Below are 20485 nucleotides of genomic sequence, written 5' to 3'. Positions count from 1 at the left end.
GGTTTTGTACTTTTGACAATCAATGGAGCAAAAAGTTTAATCTTCTTCTCCGAAAAATAGATTATTTACATAATCGAGGTAAGGTTTGAGTATTTTACAACCGCTAATTACCTCGCTGGCAAAGTTTTCTGATATTACTTCGCTATCAGTGTATTTATGAACAAAAAACAACTGTTTGTATTTCAATAATTCAATATCAGGGTGGTCTGCGGCGTAGCCTTTGGGCATTTTTTTTACTCTTTCACCATGAATTTCATTAAAATAGCTCTTAAAAGTGTCTTCTTCGATAATACCTTTTAAAATGTGCGGACTATAATCAATTTCTTGTCTGAAACTTGCCAACTGACTTCCAGTCGGGGCCCACATTCCTCCACCTAAAAAAGATTCGTTATTTGGTTGAATGTGTAAATAGAAATCTACTTTTCCAGAACTCTTACCACCAGGCCCAAAGCCTGCACCTAAGTACTTTTTGTAAGGAGATTTATCGGCCGAAAATCTAATGTCACGATTAATGCGTAAAATACAACTTTTTACTGAAGTATTCACTAAATTTTCTTGAAATTGTGCAACACCATTTAGAATTTCTTGGCATAAATTTTCAAATTCAACTTTTGTTTGTTCGTAATCCTTACGATTAGCATGAAACCATTCTCTATTATTATTTTGCTCTAAGTTACTTAAAAATTGAAGTGAATGATGGGTTAGCATTGGTAATTTTATCTATTTTTGTGGAAAATTACATTTTTTTTATTATTTATCAGAAATTATGGCAAGAATATTAACAGGCATACAAGCAAGCGGTGTTCCGCATCTCGGAAATATTTTAGGAGCGATTATGCCTGCAATTAAATTATCACAAAATCCCGCAAACGAATCATTTCTTTTTATTGCTGATTTGCACTCAATGACCACCATCAAAGATGCAAAATTGATGCAAGAAAATACCCGTGCAGTAGCAGCGGCATGGTTGGCTTGTGGATTTGATGCCGAAAAAAACTATTTTTATCGTCAGTCACGTTTGGCCGGTTTTCATACTGAATTGATGTGGTACCTAAATTGTCAAACACCTTATCCGATGTTGGCAAATGCTCACTCGTTTAAGGATAAGTCTGACCGCCTTTCTGATGTAAATGCTGGACTTTTCACGTATCCAGTGTTGCAAGCAGCTGACATTGTTTTGTACGGAGCTAATTTTGTGCCTGTTGGTAAAGACCAACGCCAGCATCTCGAAATGTCGAAAGATATTGCAGCGGCCTTTAATCGTACTTATGGCGAAGTTTTGACACTGCCCGAGCCATTGATTGATGAATCTGTAATGGTGATTCCTGGTACTGATGGCACGAAAATGAGTAAGTCGTACAATAATTTTATTAATATTTTCTTGTCAGAGAAGCCACTATTGAAGTCAATCAAATCAATTATTTCTGATAGTACGCCACTTGAAGAACCGAAAAATCCAGAGACTGACATTACTTTTAAATTATTTTCATTAGTTGCTGAACCAAGCGATATTGAAGATATGCGTCAGAAATATTTGGCTGGTGGCTTTGGTTATGGCCATGCCAAACAGGCATTATTTGAGGTTTTATGGAAAAAATTTGAGAAGGAAAGAGAGATTTTTAACTATTACATGGAAAATACTTCGGCTTTAGAAGAAAAACTTCAACATGGTGAAGCCAAAGCACGTGAAATAGCAGAAAAGACAATAAACGATGCAAGAAGAGTTTTAGGCTATTTATAATTAAGTCATATTTGTGGTTTGATAGCTTTCACTAAGTTTTTTATAAATAATGATTGAAACAATAAGGTACGCTGAATACGAGTGGTTTTTGTGGCTCAATAGTTTCCATTCTCCTTTGTGGGATACGATAATGTTTTGGGTTACTTACAGGTTTACTTGGATTCCGCTGTATCTCTACATTATTTATTATTTATTTAAGAACATAAGAGCTGATTTTGTGTTGAGTATATTATTTGTGTTAATCTCAGTTGGATTGGCCGATAGGATAACCTCTGGTTTAATGAAGCCTTATTTTCAGCGTTTTAGGCCATGCCACGACCCTCTGATTCAGCATATTGTGCATGTAGTTGGCAATTGTGGTGGGCAATATGGTTTTGTTTCTAGCCACGCTTCCAATAGTTTTGCCTTGGTAGCAGCACTAATTATTTTGTTCAAAAACTATAAAATAGATTCAAAATTGCCACTTTTTTTGTTCTTTTGGGCAATAATTGTGTCATATAGTCGTATTTATGTGGGTGTTCACTTCCCGACTGATATATTGGTAGGAGGTTTAATCGGTTTTTTAATTCCGTTTGCCATTTTTCCAATTGTTAAATTAATCAAACAAAAAGCATCAATAACCTAATCAATTCCAAATTTTATGAAACAAGTACTTTCAATTGTCACTTTTTTGCTAATTTCAACTTTATCTCATGCTCAAGATATAACGCAAGGGACGTGGTATAATGAGGAAAAAACTGGTAAAATTCAGTTTTTCAAACAAGGTGATAAAATCAATGGTAAAATTGTGTGGCTCAAAGAACCTAACGAAAATGGTAAACCACGACTTGATAAAGAAAACCCTGATGCGAAACTAAAGACTCGCCCTTTGTTGGGTTTGATGAATTTGAAGAATTTTGTGAGTACTGGTAAAGGAACATGGGAAGACGGTGAAGTATATGACCCTAAAAATGGCAAAACCTATTCTTGCAAAATGACTTTGGTTAGCCCAACGCAGCTTGATGTACGTGGATTTATCGGAATTTCGATTATTGGCCGCACTTCAAAGTTTACCAAAGCCGATTAACACATTTTATATAAAGTTCTTGAAGCGAAGATTTATTTTTGAACGAAATAAATCTTCGCTTTTTTGTTGTATGCAGTTATCATTTACTAATTATCGGAAAACTTTTGGTGCGGTTGAAGTGCTGAAAATCAATAATTTATATCTTGATTCGAGTATTTATTGGGTAAAAGGTGAGAATGGTTCGGGAAAGAGTACGTTATTGAAATCAATTGCTGGAATTATTAATTTTGAGGGTGAAATAAAATTAAATGATTTTAACTCGCAAAGAAAGACTGTTGAATTTAGAAAACTGGTGAATTTTGCTGAAGCCGAACCACTTTTTCCTGAGTTTTTGACTGGTAAAGATATGGTTGATTTGTTTGCAGAGGCCAAAAACGCAAGCTCATTTCAAACCGAATTTTATCTGAACGAGATGAAAATGCAAACTTATATCAATGAACCAATAGGAGCTTATTCCAGTGGAATGCTCAAGAAATTATCGTTGGTTTTGGCTTTTCTCGGAAACCCGCAGTTGATTTTGCTCGATGAACCGCTGATTACACTTGATACTGATTCCTTACAGATTTTGTATAAATGGATTGAAAAAAAATATACTGAGGAAGGCGTAAGTTTCCTGATTTCATCACATCAAGCACTTGATTTAGATGAAACGCTTGCCCGAAAAACATTACTTGTAGAAAATCGTACACTTAATTTGCTTGAATGCTGATGGCACTTACAAAAATTCTATATAAGATATTTGTTAAAGGATTCTATAAAGTACATGCAGGGCAATTACTGTTTTTGTTTGGTACAATCCTGACCTATTTGTTTTATATTCAGGTACTTAGCGATGACCACATCACAACTCAAGAAACTATTTTTTATAATCTCAGCTTTATTCTAACCATCATTAGTTCGCCAATTTTGGGAGCATTAATGATGTTTGTTTTCTTGATTTTTAGTCTTAAAAGCTTCAACTATATTTCTGCCCAAATTTACCAACCAACGAATTTCTTTTTGTTTTATAGTGCGAATTCACTGAGTAAATCTCAGCAGTTGAAAAACTGGTTTATATGTCAGATACTCATATCTTTTCCGATAATTATTTATATTTTGTTTTCGATAATTGTTGGTTTGGTGTATGGTTTTTATTTGCTTCCATTACTTTTTCTTGTCTTTGTAATAGGCATAAACTTGCTTTGTGCATTTGTATATACAAATTTAGTTAATGACCCAATCAAGGCTTATAATAGTGGTATTCTGGTAAAATTTACGAGAAAATGGAAGAAAAACCTTGTCTCAATTCCATTACTTCATCTTTTTGATAAACAACTCATAACTCTTTTTATTACAAAATTTATAGCGGTTGGATTACCGATTGGATTGATTGAAATTCTATCCGATATGAATCAAGTCTCTTTAGCAGCTTTTATTGCTGTAATAATGTCAGTATCAAACGCAGTTTTAATTTTTGAAATCTATCGTTTTAAGCGGAAATATTTAAGTTTTGCTTTAAATTTTCCTGCGAAAATCTCACGCACATTTTTGAACTGGTTTTTGACCATTGCCACCTTATTATTACCAGAAATTTTTATATTAAAATACATCTTTCATTGGGAGGCTTTTCTTTATTCTATGTTAATTCTGATTAGCCTAAGTCTTTGCTTAAAATCTATATTATTAATAGTTTCAGAAAATATGAGGCCGTTTCTTTATACGATTTTTATAGCTCTTTTTCTGAGCGTAATTTTTATTCAGTTCGGAGTAAGTCAGTTTTTGGGTTTCATTTATCTTTTAACTTCATATATCATTTTTTATAGGAAATACTTCCGTCAAGCATAATAGAAAAGCCCCCAATTCTCTCGAAAAGGGGGCTTTTTGATATATTACTTCAAAGAAATTATTTTACCTCTTCAAAGTTTACGTCAGTTACACCTTCGTCAGCAGTAGCTGTGCTACCACCAGCTTGTTGGCCACCATCAGCACCAGGAGTTGCACCGGCAGCATACATTTCTTGCGAAGCAGCTTGCCATGCCGCATTGATTTTCTCCATTGCAGCGTCAATTGCAGCTAAATCTTTTGTGCCGTGAGCAGCTCTCAATTCAGCTAATGCACCTTCGATAGCAGATTTATTACCTTCAGAAAGTTTATCACCATATTCTTTCAACTGTTTTTCAGTTTGGAAAATCATGGTATCAGCAGCATTTACTTTCTCTACTTTTTCTCTTTCAGCTTTATCGGCTTCTTCGTTAGCTTTAGCTTCATCACGCATTTTTTGGATTTCTGCGTCTGATAAACCTGAAGATGCTTCAATTCTGATTTTTTGTTCTTTACCAGTGCCTTTATCTTTAGCTGTAACGTTCAAGATACCGTTGGCATCAACATCAAACATTACTTCTACTTGCGGAACACCACGTGGGGCTGGTGGAATACCATCTAAGTGGAAACGTCCTAATGTACGGTTTTGTGTAGCCATTGGACGTTCACCTTGCAAGATGTGCAATTCAACCGATGGTTGGTTATCAGCCGCTGTCGAGAATACCTCAGTCTTTTTAGTTGGGATTGTTGTATTCGACTCAATCATTTTTGTGAATACTCCACCTAAAGTTTCGATACCCAACGATAAAGGAATAACGTCAAGTAATAAAATATCTTTTACTTCACCTGTCAAAACTCCACCTTGAACAGCCGCACCGATAGCAACAGCCTCGTCAGGGTTTACGTTTTTAGATGGTTTTTTGCCAAAGAATTTCTCAACTTCTTCTTGAACTTTCGGGATACGAGTCGAACCACCAACTAAGATAACTTCATCAATATCACTGATTTTCAAACCTGCATTTTGCATAGCACGCTTGCAAGGCTCCATTGCACGTTGAATCAAACTATCAGCTAATTGCTCGAATTTCGCTCTTGACAAGTTTCTTACCAAGTGTTTCGGGATTCCGTTCACTGGGAAGATATAAGGCAAGTTGATTTCTGTTTGTGCCGAACTCGAAAGCTCAATTTTAGCTCTTTCAGCTGCTTCTTTCAAGCGTTGTAGAGCCATTGCATCTTGGCGGAGGTCGATACCTTCATCTTTCTTGAATTCATCTGCCAACCATTCGATAATCACTTGGTCGAAGTCGTCACCACCGAGGTGTGTATCACCATCGGTTGATTTTACTTCAAATACACCGTCACCTAATTCAAGAATCGAAACGTCGAATGTACCACCACCTAAGTCGAATACAGCAACTGTAATATCTTTTCCTTGTTTGTCAAGACCATAAGCCAAAGCAGCAGCCGTTGGTTCGTTGATGATACGTTTCACATCTAAACCAGCGATTGTACCCGCCTCTTTAGTAGCTTGACGCTCAGCATCGTTGAAGTATGCAGGTACTGTAATAACCGCTTCAGTGATAGTTGTGCCAAGATAGTCTTCAGCAGTTTGCTTCATTTTTTGAAGAATTGATGCCGAAATCTCTTGTGGAGTATATAATCTATCGCCGATGCGTACACGTGGAGTGTTGTTTGCTCCTTGCTCTACATCATAAGCGACTGTTTTCAATTCACTTCCAACTTCTGTATAACGTTTACCCATGAAACGCTTGATAGAAGAAATAGTATTTTTAGGGTTAGTGATAGCTTGACGTTTGGCAGGTGCTCCAATTTTCTTTTCTCCATTCTCTAAAAATGCTACAATCGAAGGAGTAGTACGAGCACCTTCGCTGTTTGCAATAACAACTGGCTCGTTTCCTTCCATCACAGCAACGCACGAGTTTGTTGTTCCTAAGTCAATTCCAATAATTTTTCCCATGTTTTTTGTGTCAGTATTTTTAATCAATTTGTTTTGATTTATATCTCATCAATTGAAATGCCAAGCATAAATTTGGCAGAAAATACTGACAGATTGTCAGAGTATTATTGGGTTTTAGAATCAGAAGAACTAATTTTTGTCTCGATTTTTGGTATGACCTCAAAAGTGTCAGATGGTGTTAGAATTACAGACTGTGTATTGGGGCAGCCAGCTATTTTTGCATTGAAAACAGTACCACTATCTGCACTAAATCCAGGTAGTAGTGTGATAGATTTTGCCGCATTATAGTTAATCTTTGCACTCGAAGATATAATATTTGTAGCACTGATAGTTTGAGAAGCATTAAATGTCAGAGAGGTGTTTGTACCACTGAAATTATCTTTGTTTTTAACTAAGGTATAGAGTGTTTTACAGTCAGGAATTACTTTTACGGTGTCTTTGGTGACAATACTTGTACAATCGCCCACTTTGCAGCTTACACTATAAATAGTTGTATCGGTAGGGCTAACAACTAAAGGGTTTTCAGTTGAGCCATTGGACCAAGTAACTGTACCACCAAAACAGCCATAAGCCAACAATGAACTTGATTGACCTTTATTTATAATTTTATTAGAGTTGGAAATGATAAGATTTTGAAGAGTAACTATCTCCAATAGATTACTTTGATTTGAAACATTACCTGAATAATCAACAGCTTTTACAACAAAAGTATAATAGTTTAATTGATTGAGTCCCATTACTCTAAAAGTGGTTGTTGGTGCATCAACACTACCAATCAAAGCACCATCTTGATAAATATTATACTTTTCTACTTCCATATTATCGGTTGAAGCATTCCAAGTCAGTGTCACACAGTTTTGTGAGAGTAAACTTTCGGTTAATGAAGAGGGAGCAGAAGGAGCTTGAGTATCCACACAGTGAAGACGAGCATTTGCCCAGTCGGCATGGTCGGCAAAGTTATTGTCTCCAGCGTCACTGACTTCTAATTTTAGTTCGTTTACACCAGTTATGTCGATATTAAGTTTTACAGCTGAACTACTCTTATTGAGCATGGCACTCGTGTATGATAAAATATTATCTTTATAGACTTTGAAAACAACTGTCGCACCATTTGTTGCATTAGCAACTTCATCATCAATTCCAATGGTAGAAATAAAACGACCAAAATTATTGTTGAGATTATAGATTATTGTTGAGTTTGCATGTATGCCAAGACCTTTTGAATAAGAGACACCTCTAATTTTAATTGTTGTTCCGTCGCCAGCACCGTTTTCACCGTTGCTTTTATCCATTTCTACTGGCCCCCACCCATTTGAAGAGCTACATGCTTGATTATCAGATAAATAAGTTACGCCCGAGCAACTGGTCAATCCTACACAACTGCATTGAGAGGCTATATTTTGTACTGTAACTGGTTGAGTAAATGTTATATTACCTTGACCATCAGTTACATAACAACGATAAATTCCCGAAGAACGGTCTATACTTTGGCTTGATGCTTCGGTAGCATCTTCGTAGTCTTCATTACCTGTATCTATACGCACCCACTTGTAAGAACTATAACCAGATGGGGCAGTAAGTCGAAGTTCATTTGATGAATGACAACTTACTGAAACCTGAGGAAAGTTTCGTGCTGTTATGGGTGTTGCATTATTAAAGAAGTCTGTGCTAAGAACAGCATCCCATCTATTTGCCAATTCAATGAGTCCTGAACCATAAAAATGCACTTCGTCACCACGATTTGAGCCTAAAATATCATCGGTATATGGGCCAGGGAATATTTTATTTCCACTATTAATTAAGGAATTTTGAGCATTAATGACTGAACTATTGGAGTTTCCTGCTCCACCGTTTGCATTTTTATCAAAAACAGATGCTCTCGAAATTACCCATGGAACATTTCCAATTTCAGAACGACTCTTATTAATTATATAATTCACATTTGATGTGTAAGCATTTTCGGCTATTTGTATATAATTGTCGGTTTCTCCTTGATGCCATAAAACGGCTCTCGCTCCAAAAACTGAAGCATAATAATTTAGAATCCGTTCAAACCCTGAATAAGGTACACCTGATGCGTTACAATAGGGCTGTTGACTATAGTGACTGTTTGTCGTTAAACCGTCTGAACTTTCTTTCCAGTTGATAGAAGAAGTTGCGATTGCCCCTGCATTGAAGAAAACTACTGGTACCCCTAATTTTGATACTAAGTTATCTCCAAGTTTTCCATAACACCACGGATTAAAACCTGTTTTTGAAAGATTACTTCTTGTGTCACCGTTGCTAAAAATTTGGCTAAATGATGGATAATTTGGAAATTTTTTATCACATTGGCCTAATCCGCCATCGTACCACGATAGTTCATTATGATTCAAAACTCTCTCGTCAGAAGCTCCGACTTCACCTTGATTACCTTCAAGCCCTTGAGAATTTGATTGTCCCGCAATCAAAAAAACTTCTCCGACGCCAACTCTATTCAATGTTGCAGTTCCAACTATATTTGTTCCTAATTTTCCTCTTACTTCCACAGTGTACCAGCCTCCAGGCACATTTGAAACATATCCACTAAAAATTCCACCGTTGATATTAGTTGTAAAAGTTGTCCAATCAATAACAACCTGGCTATTAGTTGCATTAATGAATCGAGCTTCAACTGTGGAAATACTCGAAGAATAATTTCCTGCAAGGTATATGGTGGCTGTATTATTTTGATTTCTCTGAAATACAGCCTTTTCCATTGGAAATGTGATATTTATTTGAGCAATCGAAACAAAAGAAAACAATGAAAACAACAGTGTGAGTGGAGATACAAGTCTCATGGAGAGCTAAGTTTTATATAAAGTTACAAATGCAGTTCCAAAATTAACGAAAAAAAACGTAGCCAGTTGTCTATATCTTTTCCATTATTTATTTAATGGTCAGATATATTTAACTAACTACGTTTTTTAGCAATTTTGGTTTATATTATTTACCGCCAAATAGGCCGCCAAGTAAGCTACCTAAGCCACCGCCGCTTTGTTGTTGGTTATGACCACCGCCCATTGCACTTCCAGCAATGTTCATAAGGTCGTTCATATCGAGTTTACCGTCAGCTAAAGCACCAGCACCTTGGCTCAAAATACTGCCAAAATCAATGCCTGATGTTTTGCCACCTGTAATAGCACCCATTAAACCGCCCATATCAATTGAGCTATCATCTGGGTCATTTGTTTTATTGATAAGACCACCCAAAACTGATGGTAACATACTACCTACTACACCAGCAGCTGCTGAGTTCGACAAGCCAAATTTCTCCATAAGGTTGCCAATTACACTTTGAGCAATGTTTCCAACAATCGGATTTGACATTAAGTTGCCACCGTTTCCAGCACCGCCACCTAATAAGCCGATTAAGCTACCAAGACCACCTTGCGAATTAGCTTGGTTTGAAAGTCCTCCCATAAGGCCTTGCATTACTTCGCTCATAACGCCTTCATTGTGTTCGTTAGGTACTTCTGGATTTTGAACTACAGCACCTTGACCAGCTTGTTGAATGAGACCTTGCAATACTTCTAACATTTTTTTAAGATTTAATGGTTGTTAATTGGCACAATATTACTATTTTACTTACATTTAATTCCAAATATATTGAAATTATTTTCGGATATTTGACACAAAAACCATTGAAAGGTAACAAAAAAGTTAAAAGAAATTATTATAACCTATCTAAAGTGAGCGAAATCATTCAAACTGCCGAAAAATCATTTGTCGAAACACTGACCGAAAGTGTCAATGGCCTGTTTTATCCGAGTGAATCTGACGAGAAAATTAAAGTAATTGACTGGCAAGCTGATAATCCTGCTCCGTTTGATACAATTCTATTCAGAAAATACATAGGAGTTGTACCATCAGTAAGAGTTGAAGTTTTGCCTTGGGAAAAGTTCTTTGATGCTATCATCATAGAAAAAGACTGGTGGACAGATTTTGAAAAGCAGCGGGCAGCCAGTTTTTTGAAAGTGAAAGAATTGATAACTGCTAATTTGACTAATATTGAATATTTAAGAGCAGGAAACAGGGTAGAGTTTGAAGCCTATTTGATAGGGCAAGATAAAGAAGGTAAATGGAAAGGTCTGAAAACTTTGATTATTGAAACATAGTCCAGCTATAAACAAAAAGGTATCAATTTTGCGAAACTCGCTCATTTGATACCTTTTTTAATTGTATTAATCGACTATGGTCTATCGACTAAATTATTTTACTTTTTCCACAACAGCTTTGAAAGCTTCTGGGTGGTTCATTGCTAAGTCAGCTAATACTTTTCTGTTAAGTTCGATGCCTGCCTTTGTGAGTTTATCAATCAAAACAGAGTATGACATTCCTAATGGACGCACACCAGCGTTGATACGAACAATCCACAATCGACGATAACTTCTTTTCTTTTGTTTACGACCTGAATAGGCATAAACTAAACCTTTTTCAACGGCGTTTTTCGCAACCGTCCAAACATTTTTTCTACGTCCGTAATAACCTTTGGCTAATTTGAGGACTTTTTTGCGTCTTGCTCTTGACGCAACGTGGTTTACACTTCTTGGCATTTTTTTGTTGTTTTTGTTTTTTGACGTTGGCGGCTAATTCAATTGAGAATGTAGAATTAAGAATGTAGAATGAATATTACATTTTACAGCTCAGAACCCTCAATTCAAAATTCATAACTCTTTTTTGCCATTTGTCGGGTGAAACATAGGCAGTATCAATTTTTGAACTGCATTTAACCATGTACTTTTATTTGAAAACTTAAAAACTGAATGTGAAAATTTAGAAGAACATTCTTAATCGCTACGGCGAACCGTTCTACATTCTCAATTCTTAATTTCTCAAATTACATACATAATAATCCTTCGATACGATTAGTATCAGCCGAACTTACAAGGGTAGCTTTAACTAAGTTACGCTTACGCTTGTTTGATTTTTTTGTTAGGATGTGGCTATGAAAAGCGTGTTTACGCTTAATCTTACCTGTCCCTGTAATTTTGAAGCGTTTTTTCGCTCCAGAATTGGTTTTTTGCTTTGGCATCGCTAAAACATTAAGTATTGAACAAAAAGTAAATTGGGGTGCAAAGATACGATTTGATATTGAGTTTTCAAATTTTTTTGAAAATGTTTTCAATTATAAACTTGATTATCAACGATTTAATTTCTTATATCTAAATTTCTAACAAAAAACTCACACTTTTTGAGTAAATTTATGGTTAAACTCGTAGCATAATTTCACAAATTGTGAAGCAGAAAAGGACAAATTAGAAAATTGTCCGGCAAAATATTTTTAAATAAAATTCAGTAAAATGCAATTCTCGCACTTACATAATCATACACAGTTTTCGTTGCTCGATGGAGCTTCCGACATCAAAAAACTCTTCAAAAAAGCTCAAGCCGATAATATGCCCGCCATGGCAATTACCGACCACGGAAATATGTTTGGGGTTTTTGATTTTGTGGCAACCGCAGGCAAGTTTGGCGTAAAACCAATTGTTGGTTGTGAGTTTTATGTGGTAGAAGACCATCATCGTAAGCAATTCACTAAAGAACAAAAAGATAAACGTTATCATCAGCTTTTATTGGCCAAAAATGCCCAAGGCTATAAAAATCTCGTAAAACTCTGCTCTTTGGGTTATATCGAAGGTTTGTATGGCAAATATCCACGTATCACAAAAGCCATGATTGACCAGTATAAAGATGGTTTGATTGCCACTACGTGCTGTATTGGAGCTTCAGTGCCACAAATGATTCTCAAAAAGGGAGAGGAGGAAGGAGAAAAAGAATTTCAATGGTGGTTGGATAGATTTGGGGAAGATTACTACGTAGAACTTCAACGACATGATATTCCAGAACAAATCAAGGCAAATGAAGTCTTGGTGAAATTTGCGAAGAAATACCAAGTAAAAGTTATTGCCTCTAATGATAGCCACTATGTTGACCAACAAGATTGGGTGGCTCATGATATTTTGTTGTGTGTCAATACCAACGAAAAGTTTTCTACGCCTTCAGCCAAAGATTTTAATGATGATGAAGGCTCATCAAAAGATACTCGTTTTGCCTTTTACAACGACCAGTTTTATTTCAAGACTACCCAAGAAATGACCACGTTGTTTAGCGATATGCCAGAGGCTATCGACAACACCAACGAAATTGTTTCAAAAGTAGAAACTTTGAAATTGAAGCGTGACATCATGCTTCCTAACTTCCCGATTCCAAACGAATTTAAAATTCATGACGATGACGTTGCCAATCAGTGGGAATACTTGAAGCACCTTACCTATGAAGGTGCAAGAAAACGATACAGTGAGATTTCGGTAGAAGTGCAGGAACGCCTTGATTTTGAGCTATTTACCATCAAATCAATGGGTTTTGCGGGTTACTTCCTTATCGTATCTGATTTTATCAAGGCTGGGCGAGACATGGGTGTAATGATTGGGCCAGGTCGTGGTTCGGCAGCTGGTTCGGCGGTGGCTTACTGTATCGGTATCACCAACATTGACCCAATCAAATATCAGCTACTTTTCGAGCGTTTCTTGAATCCAGACCGTAAGTCAATGCCCGATATTGATACTGACTTTGACGATGAGGGTCGTCAGAAAGTTATTGATTATGTGGTTCAGAAATACACCAAAAATCAAGTTGCTCAAATCATTACCTATGGTACAATGGCTACCAAATCAGCCATTAAGGACGTGGCTCGTGTGATGGAATTGCCTTTGGCAGATGCTAACTATATCGTAAAACTCGTGCCTGACAAACCCGCTTACGGTATTGATTTCGAGAAAATGGTCAATTATCCACTCGAAGGAAAGGGCAGTTTGGTGGAGGTTGGTATTCAGCCCGACGAGATAGAAAATGTGAAGAAGTTTAGGGCGATGTACAACGGCAACGACCTTACAGGTAAGGTTTTACAACAAGCTCATAAACTTGAAGGAACAGTACGGAATACAGGTATCCACGCTGCTGGTATTATCATTGCTCCCGAAGATTTATTCAATATTTTACCTGTTTCTACTTCAAAAGAAACAGAATTGTTGATTACCCAGTACGAAGGAAAGATTATCGAAGATGCAGGCGTAATCAAGATGGACTTCTTGGGTCTGCGAAATTTGACGATTATCAAAGACTGCCTCAGAATGATTAAGGAAAATCATGGTGTGGAAATAGATATTGATAATATTCCGCTCGATGATAAACTTACCTACGAACTTTTCCAACGTGGCGAAACCAATGCGGTGTTTCAGTTTGAATCCGATGGTATGAAAAAATACATGAAGGAACTCAAACCCGATAGACTTGATGACTTGATTGCCATGAACGCCTTGTATCGCCCCGGCCCGATTGCCTACATCCCTAACTTTATTAATCGTAAACATGGTAGGGAAGAAGTGAAGTATGATTTAGCCGATATGGAGGAGTTTTTGGGTGAAACCTACGGAATCACGGTGTATCAAGAGCAGGTAATGCTTTTGTCGCAGAAGTTGGCTGGGTTCTCAAAAGGTGACGCCGATGTTTTGCGTAAAGCGATGGGTAAAAAAGACCGTGCGACACTCGATAAACTCAAACCGAAGTTTATGGAAGGAGCAATGGCAAAAGGTCATGATGGTAAAACGCTCGAAAAAGTTTGGACTGACTGGGAGGCTTTCGCTTCTTATGCCTTTAATAAATCTCACTCGACTTGCTATGCTTTTGTGGCTTACCAAACGGCCTATTTGAAAGCTCATTACACCTCAGAATACATGGCGGCTGTAATGACTTCGCAGTTGGGTAATATTGATAAAATTACATTTTTCATGGAAGAATGTAAGGCACTCGGACTCCAAGTTTTGGGGCCAGATGTCAACGAATCGCAGAAACAGTTTAGCGTAAACAAAAAAGGCGAAATTCGTTTCGGCATGGGTGGTATCAAAGGCTCGGGAGATGCGGCAGTTGATGCCATCATAGAAGAACGTAAAAAAGGACACTTTACCGATATTTTTGATTTTATTACTCGTGTAAACTTACGAACTGTAAATAAGAAAACACTTGAATCATTTGCTTATGCTGGTGCATTCGATTGCTTTACAGATTTACACCGAGGTCAGTTTTTCGATGAAACCGATGGCACAACTTTGATTGAAAAAATCATCAAATACGCCAATAAGTATCACGAAAATAAAGATGCAGGCCAAAACTCGCTATTTGGTGGCATGGGCGGTGCTTTTGATATTGCTAAGCCAAAGATTCCAGAATGTGAGAAATGGGGAGATATTCAGAAGTTAAAGTTTGAAAAAGAGGTTGTAGGTTTTTATATTTCGGGCCATCCACTCGATGAATTTAGACTTGAAATGCGTCGTTGTGTGCCACTCGACCAAGTTTTCGACCCACTCAATGCCAACAAAGAATTTGCTATTGGGGGGGTAGTTACGAGCGTGATGCACAAGACTTCCAAAAACGGAAATCCATTCGGAATAATGAAAATTGAAGATTATAATTCGAGTATGGAAATGATGTTTTTTGGACAAGACTTTGTGAATTTCTCGAAGTATATGCAAGTTGGTTTGTTTTTGTTCATTCGTGGAAAAGTACAAACTAAATGGGGTCGTGAAGGCGATTTTGAATTTAAACCGCTCGGTATGGAATTATTGAGCGAAATCAGAAATAAATTATTCAAAGAAGTGAAAATTTCGTTGGGCTTACAGTTTGTAAATGCTCAGTTGATTGAACAAATCCAAAAAACAACCTCTCGCTATCCAGGTACTTTTGATTTCAAAATGTCAGTCTATGATTCAGAGGAAAAAATGGATGTAATGTTGCTTTCTCGCAAACAAAAAGTGGCTTCAACTAATGATTTTGTAAAAGAATTGAAAGAGTTGGTTGGAGAGGAGAATGTTGTTTTGGCATAACGGAACTTTTATTTAATGCTGTTTTGTTATCTTATCAATAAAACAAATTATAAATAATATTAATTTCCGAAGAGGAATTTACAGAAATGGCAGGTAAAGCAATTGAAATTACAGATGCAAGTTTTGCAGAACTAATCAAATCAGAAACACCAGTGTTAGTTGATTTTTGGGCTGAATGGTGTGGACCATGTAAAATGATAGGACCAGTTGTTGAAGAAATTGCTGGTGAATATGAAGGAAAAGCAATTGTTGGGAAATTGGATGTAGATGCTAACTCAAATGTTCCAGCAAGTTTTGGTATCCGTTCGATTCCTACTTTGATGATTTTCAAGGGTGGAGTAGTGGTAGATAAAATCGTTGGTGCAGTGCCAAAGAGTGTATTAACTGCTAAGTTGGAAGCTCACGTTTAATACGTTTATATATAAGAAAAGCCTCTGTTTTTAACGAACAGAGGCTTTTTTGTTAGCGTGTTTGTTCAAGTAAAAATTTAAAATTTATCTCCGAATCGGTGAGTTTATACTTTTTCATTAAATCATAGATTGGCTGTTCAATTCCGTGATTGTTGGCAATATTTGAAAAGAAAACAAAGAAATAATTGCTTTTTGGAACGATACTTACAGAATTGCTAAAACCGCAAGTACTTCCTGTATGGTATAACTCAAGCTGATTCTTGGAATTGAGATAGTTAAACCAACCAAATCCATATTCAAATTTTGAAGTGTTATTAAGCTGAAAATTTATTTTGGCGAGTTGAGTTTCCAGATTGACTAATTGATTTTTTTGTAATGCAATTACCCATTTTTTATAGTCGTTTAAAGATGTATAAACACATCCATCGCCTTTTGTAGCACTGGTAATACTTTGGTCACTAAAGGCGATTTCACCTTTATCGTTTCGTGTGTAGCCCATTGCACGGTTTGGAATTTGAGCATTTTCGGAATACATACTTGTATTTAACATTCCAACTGGGCGAAATATATTTTTTTCAATAAAGCTGCTGTATTTTTCTCCTGAAACTTTCTCTACAATCTGTTCCAATAAACAAAAACCAGTATTGCTATATCTAAACTGTTTACCTGCCTCAAAATAAGTTGTTGTTTGATTTTTGACTAACTCCAATACATCATCATCAAGAATTTGTTTTTTTTGATTTTCGGGGATTAAATCTTCGTAATCAATAATTCCAGAACTATGAGTCAGTAAGTGTTTGATTTTAATAATTGTCCCCACAGAAGGAGCAAAATCAGGAAAGAATTTCAAAAGATTGTCTTCATAACTTAATTTTCCTTGTTTTTCGAGTAGTATAATGCACATTGCAGTAAACTGCTTTGAAACAGAAGCCATTCTGAAATTTGTGTTGGGCGTAATAGCTTCTTTTTTCTCAATGTTGGCCAATCCAAAACCTTTTTTGTAGATTTCTTGATTGTTTTTTATTACCAACACCGCTATCCCTGCCGAATTTGCAGGGAATTTATGTTCAAGAAGCGAATCAAGAGCTTGTTGGAAAGTTTGTCCAAAAGAGAAGTTCACCATTAAAAAAAAGAAAATTATTTTTCTCATTGAAAATCTTTGATAAGTTTTTGTGCCAATCGTGGCACGCCAATAGTAGCTGTTTCGGTAATAAAAGTCAAATTTTGATAAAGGTTAGAAACCTCGGGCATATTTGGGTCGATAATATATTTGGGAGCATCATCTGACACATAGCCAATCAATCCTGCGGCAGGATATACCTGCATTGAAGTACCAATTACTACAAAAATATCAGCATTAAGGCACAAATCAGCTGCTGGCTCAATCATTGGCACCATTTCTCCAAACCAAACTATATGCGGGCGAAGCTGTCCTCCATCTTCGGCATAATCTCCAATTTCGATAGATTTTGCACCAATATCATAAATTAGGTTTTCGTTTTTGACGCTTCTTACCTTTGAAAGTTCACCATGAAGATGCAAAACGTTTGTTGAACCCGCTTTTTCGTGCAAGCCATCAACATTTTGAGTAATGATTCTAACATCAAAGTATTTTTCCAAGTCAGCAAGTGCCAGATGCCCAGCGTTTGGTTCTGCTTCAGCGGCCTTTGCACGGCGTTCGTTATAAAATTGCAAAACCAACTTTGGGTTTTTACGCCAGCCTTCGGGGGTTGCGACTTCTTCGATACTATGATTTTCCCATAAACCTCCCGCATCACGAAATGTCATGATACCACTTTCGGCACTAATGCCCGCACCTGTCAAAACTACGAGTTTTCTTTTCATGTTTTATGTGTTTGGATTATACAAAAATGGCACAACCGATTATTATTTCTAATAAGTTGTGCCATTTATTTTTAATGCGAACAAATGTCGTTATTCATTCAGCATTGATACTTAATCTTTAAAATCAACCATTTGCCAATTTCAAGCAATCTTCCAAAGTTAACGTTGCTGGGTCAGTTCCTTTCGGAATCTTAACATTCCGCTTTCCTGCTTTGATATATGGGCCATATTGGCCATTAAGCACTTGAATTGTTTTATTTTCTTCAAACTCCTTTATGATTTTATTACTTTCTGCTACTTTTTTAGCTTTTATTATTTCAATCGCTCCTTCGATTGTAAGTGTCGCAGGGTCGGTTTTTTTATCAATATTATAGTATTTATCTCCGTGTTTTACGTACGGGCCAAATCTACCTTTACCAATGTTTACGGCCAAACCTTCGTAAATACCCAAATCTTTTGGTTGGGATAAATCATTGCTATTTCGCTGAATACCAATCAATTCGATGGCTTTCTCTTGGTCTATTTTGTAAGGGTCTTCTGATTTATCAATATTATAAAATTTATCATTATGCTTGATATAAGGCCCAAATTTACCAATCGAAACAATAATTGGTTGGTCTTCAAAGAAACCTACTTCACGAGGGAGTTTTGGTAAATCGAATAATGCCAACCCTTCTTCGAGCGTGATAGTATCAATCAACTGACCTTTTTGTAGGCTTACAAAAACAGGTTTTTCTTCATCATCCTTTTCTCCAATCTGCACATAAGGACCGAATTTGCCGATTTTTACCGTTACTTTTTTTCCAGTTTTTGGGTCGATTCCGAGTTCACGAGTACCAGCCGTTGATTTTACATCAGAGGCTTGTTCAATTTTACTATGGAAATCTTTGTAGAAACTCGCAATTATATTTTGCCATTGAGCTTTGCCATCGGCAACAATATCGAAGTCTTTCTCAACTTTTGCCGTAAAGTTATAATCAATTACGGCATCAAAATTATCAACCAAAAAGTCATTTACTACCATTCCGACGTTCGTTGGGAATAATTTGGCTTTTTCTGTGCCATAGTTTTCCTTCCCAACTCTTTCCGAAATCGTATTTTCTTTCAGAGTAAATTCCTTGAACTCTCTTTCCTTACCAGGTCGGTCTTCTTTTACAACATAATTTCGTTTGATAATCGTCGAAATTGTAGGAGCGTAAGTTGATGGACGACCAATGCCCATTTCTTCGAGTTTTTTTACCAAACTTGCCTCGGTATATCTTGCTGGTGGTTTCGAGAAGCGTTCAGTTGCTTTCATCATAGCAAGGTCGAGAATTTGACCGATGCTTAATGGTGGCAACATTCCTTTATTTTCTTCGTCTTCATCGTCATTCGATTCGAGATATACTTTCAAGAAACCATCAAATTTGATGACCTCACCAGTTGCCACAAGCTCTTCGTTAGTGGTCGAAATGCCAATCGTTGCAATCGTACGTTCTAATTCCGCATCAGCCATTTGTGAAGCAATCGAGCGTTTCCAAATCAAATCATATAAACGCTGCTCATTTCTATCTCCATCAACTTTTTCACTACCAAAATCGGTCGGACGAATCGCTTCGTGAGCTTCTTGTGCTGATTCGCTCTTGGTTTTGTACTTGCGAGTTTTTACATATTTTTCTCCGTAAGCATTCTCAATTTGCGTCTTTGCTTTCTCGATTGCCTCATCAGATAGATTAGTCGAGTCAGTACGCATATACGAAATCTTACCAGCTTCATAAAGTTTCTGAGCCACCGTCATGGTCTGCAAAACTGAGAAACCTAATTTACGAGATGCTTCTTGCTGTAATGTCGAGGTTGTGAAAGGTGCAGCAGGAGTTTTCTTTGCTGGTTTTACTTCAAGATTTTTGATGGTGAAAATTGCCCCAACGCATTTTTCAAGAAATGCTTTGGCATCAGCTTCTTTTTCAAAATTTTTACCAAGTTCTGCATTAAGTACCTTCCCTTTATCGACAATAAACTGAGCAACAACTTTAAACGATGATTTTGAATCGTGGGCATCAATTTCACGCTCACGGTCAACGATTACTCTTACGGCTACCGACTGAACACGCCCAGCCGAAAGGTTTGTGCGTTCGCCCGTACGGATTTTTTGCCATAAAACAGGAGATAATTCAAAACCTACGAGTCTATCCAGTACACGGCGAGCTTGTTGAGCATTTACCAAATCCATGTTAATTGTACGTGGATTTTGGATTGCCGTAGTGATAGCCTTTTTGGTAATCTCTCTAAAAACAATTCTTGGCGTTGAATCTGTCAAGCCCAAAGCCTCTTTTAAGTGCCAAGAAATGGCTTCTCCTTCACGGTCATCATCGGTTGCGAGCCAGACAGTTTCCGATTCTTTTGCCAATTTCTTTAACTCACTTATCACCTTTGTTTTATCAGATGATACTATATAATTAGGTAAAAACTGATTTTTTACATCAATTCCTAATTCTTTATCAGGTAAATCTCTTACGTGACCAAAACTTGACTTAACGGTAAAATCTTTGCCAAGATAACCTTCAATGGTCTTGGCTTTGGCAGGGGACTCAACTATAACTAAATTTTTCGACATCTATCCTGATTTTGATAATTATGGCCCAAATATAAGCCTTGATTCATAAAACAACTATTTTCTGTAAAAAATTGCCAAAAAAATATCTTTTTATTGATGATACCTCTTGATAATTTTATTGAAAAGCACCTCATATTTCTGCCTCTTTAATT

The 20485-nt window shown here is 36.7% G+C and carries 17 protein-coding genes; 8 read left to right on the top strand and 9 right to left on the bottom strand.

The genetic code is table 11. The annotated features are described in order from the left end of the window. Positions 1–36: 36 nt before the first annotated feature. The gene (locus tag IEX65_RS06815; RefSeq protein WP_188765270.1) at positions 37–708 is read right to left on the bottom strand and encodes a DUF2461 domain-containing protein; all 672 of its coding nucleotides are present in this window, start codon (positions 706–708) and stop codon (positions 37–39) included. Between the two features lie 58 nt (positions 709–766). Here IEX65_RS06815 and trpS point away from each other — a divergent pair, with 58 nt between their 5' ends. The 5 genes from trpS (at position 767) to IEX65_RS06790 (ending at position 4631) form a co-directional block, all read left to right on the top strand. Beyond that, a complete protein-coding gene (trpS, locus tag IEX65_RS06810) occupies positions 767–1741 on the top strand; it encodes a tryptophan--tRNA ligase (RefSeq protein WP_188765269.1) in 975 nt (324 codons plus the stop codon). A 49-nt stretch (positions 1742–1790) separates the two neighbouring features. Continuing rightward, entirely contained in the window at positions 1791–2366 is a 576-nt protein-coding gene (locus IEX65_RS06805) for a phosphatase PAP2 family protein (protein ID WP_188765268.1), read from the top strand. A 15-nt stretch (positions 2367–2381) separates the two neighbouring features. Then, entirely contained in the window at positions 2382–2807 is a 426-nt protein-coding gene (locus IEX65_RS06800; RefSeq protein WP_188765267.1) for a DUF2147 domain-containing protein, read from the top strand. A 70-nt stretch (positions 2808–2877) separates the two neighbouring features. After that, a complete protein-coding gene (locus IEX65_RS06795; protein WP_188765266.1) occupies positions 2878–3516 on the top strand; it encodes an ABC transporter ATP-binding protein in 639 nt (212 codons plus the stop codon). Further along, entirely contained in the window at positions 3516–4631 is a 1116-nt protein-coding gene (locus tag IEX65_RS06790) for a hypothetical protein (protein ID WP_188765265.1), read from the top strand. Before IEX65_RS06795 ends, IEX65_RS06790 begins: the two co-directional genes overlap by 1 nt. 58 nt (positions 4632–4689) lie before the next feature. Here the strand turns inward: IEX65_RS06790 and dnaK are convergent, their stop codons facing one another. From dnaK to IEX65_RS06775, 3 genes are all read right to left on the bottom strand, one after another. Next, positions 4690–6585: a molecular chaperone DnaK gene (dnaK, locus tag IEX65_RS06785; RefSeq protein WP_188765264.1), complete on the bottom strand. Its 1896-nt coding sequence runs from the start codon at positions 6583–6585 to the stop codon at positions 4690–4692. A 104-nt stretch (positions 6586–6689) separates the two neighbouring features. Beyond that, positions 6690–9404 carry an NPCBM/NEW2 domain-containing protein gene (locus IEX65_RS06780; RefSeq protein ID WP_188765263.1) on the bottom strand — a complete coding sequence of 905 codons (2715 nt, stop codon included), beginning with the start codon at positions 9402–9404 and terminating at the stop codon, positions 6690–6692. A 145-nt stretch (positions 9405–9549) separates the two neighbouring features. Further along, positions 9550–10143, bottom strand: coding sequence for a DUF937 domain-containing protein (locus IEX65_RS06775; RefSeq protein WP_188765262.1), 594 nt, complete (start codon positions 10141–10143; stop codon positions 9550–9552). Between the two features lie 152 nt (positions 10144–10295). On the opposite strand from IEX65_RS06775, the gene IEX65_RS06770 reads away from it, so the two are divergent. Beyond that, a complete protein-coding gene (locus IEX65_RS06770) occupies positions 10296–10721 on the top strand; it encodes a nuclease A inhibitor family protein (RefSeq protein WP_188765261.1) in 426 nt (141 codons plus the stop codon). A 93-nt stretch (positions 10722–10814) separates the two neighbouring features. Here the strand turns inward: IEX65_RS06770 and rplT are convergent, their stop codons facing one another. Both rplT and rpmI read right to left on the bottom strand, forming a co-directional pair. Further along, positions 10815–11159: a 50S ribosomal protein L20 gene (rplT, locus tag IEX65_RS06765; protein WP_188765260.1), complete on the bottom strand. Its 345-nt coding sequence runs from the start codon at positions 11157–11159 to the stop codon at positions 10815–10817. Positions 11160–11443: 284 nt separating this feature from the next. Further along, on the bottom strand, positions 11444–11638 hold the full coding sequence (rpmI, locus tag IEX65_RS06760) for a 50S ribosomal protein L35 (RefSeq protein ID WP_188765259.1): 195 nt from the start codon (positions 11636–11638) through the stop codon (positions 11444–11446). Positions 11639–11906: 268 nt separating this feature from the next. Here rpmI and dnaE point away from each other — a divergent pair, with 268 nt between their 5' ends. Both dnaE and trxA read left to right on the top strand, forming a co-directional pair. Beyond that, entirely contained in the window at positions 11907–15485 is a 3579-nt protein-coding gene (gene dnaE, locus IEX65_RS06755) for a DNA polymerase III subunit alpha (RefSeq protein ID WP_188765258.1), read from the top strand. An 86-nt stretch (positions 15486–15571) separates the two neighbouring features. Then, positions 15572–15895 (top strand): thioredoxin, encoded by a 324-nt coding sequence (gene trxA, locus IEX65_RS06750; RefSeq protein ID WP_188765257.1) that lies wholly within the window; start codon positions 15572–15574, stop codon positions 15893–15895. A 52-nt stretch (positions 15896–15947) separates the two neighbouring features. On the opposite strand, the gene IEX65_RS06745 is transcribed toward trxA, so the two are convergent. From IEX65_RS06745 to topA, 3 genes are all read right to left on the bottom strand, one after another. After that, on the bottom strand, positions 15948–17045 hold the full coding sequence (locus IEX65_RS06745) for a serine hydrolase domain-containing protein (protein WP_188765256.1): 1098 nt from the start codon (positions 17043–17045) through the stop codon (positions 15948–15950). Then, complete coding sequence (locus IEX65_RS06740) at positions 17042–17740, bottom strand: SIR2 family NAD-dependent protein deacylase (protein WP_188765255.1); 699 nt, start codon at positions 17738–17740, stop codon at positions 17042–17044. Before IEX65_RS06740 ends, IEX65_RS06745 begins: the two co-directional genes overlap by 4 nt. A gap of 124 nt (positions 17741–17864) precedes the next feature. After that, a complete protein-coding gene (topA, locus tag IEX65_RS06735; RefSeq protein WP_188765254.1) occupies positions 17865–20333 on the bottom strand; it encodes a type I DNA topoisomerase in 2469 nt (822 codons plus the stop codon). Positions 20334–20485: the final 152 nt, after the last annotated feature.

The organism is Emticicia aquatilis, assembly GCF_014644295.1.
Taxonomy (GTDB): Bacteria; Bacteroidota; Bacteroidia; order Cytophagales; family Spirosomataceae; genus Emticicia; species Emticicia aquatilis.
The sequence above is the reverse complement of the archived record's forward strand: the minus strand, read 5'-3'. Positions and strand labels throughout refer to the sequence as shown.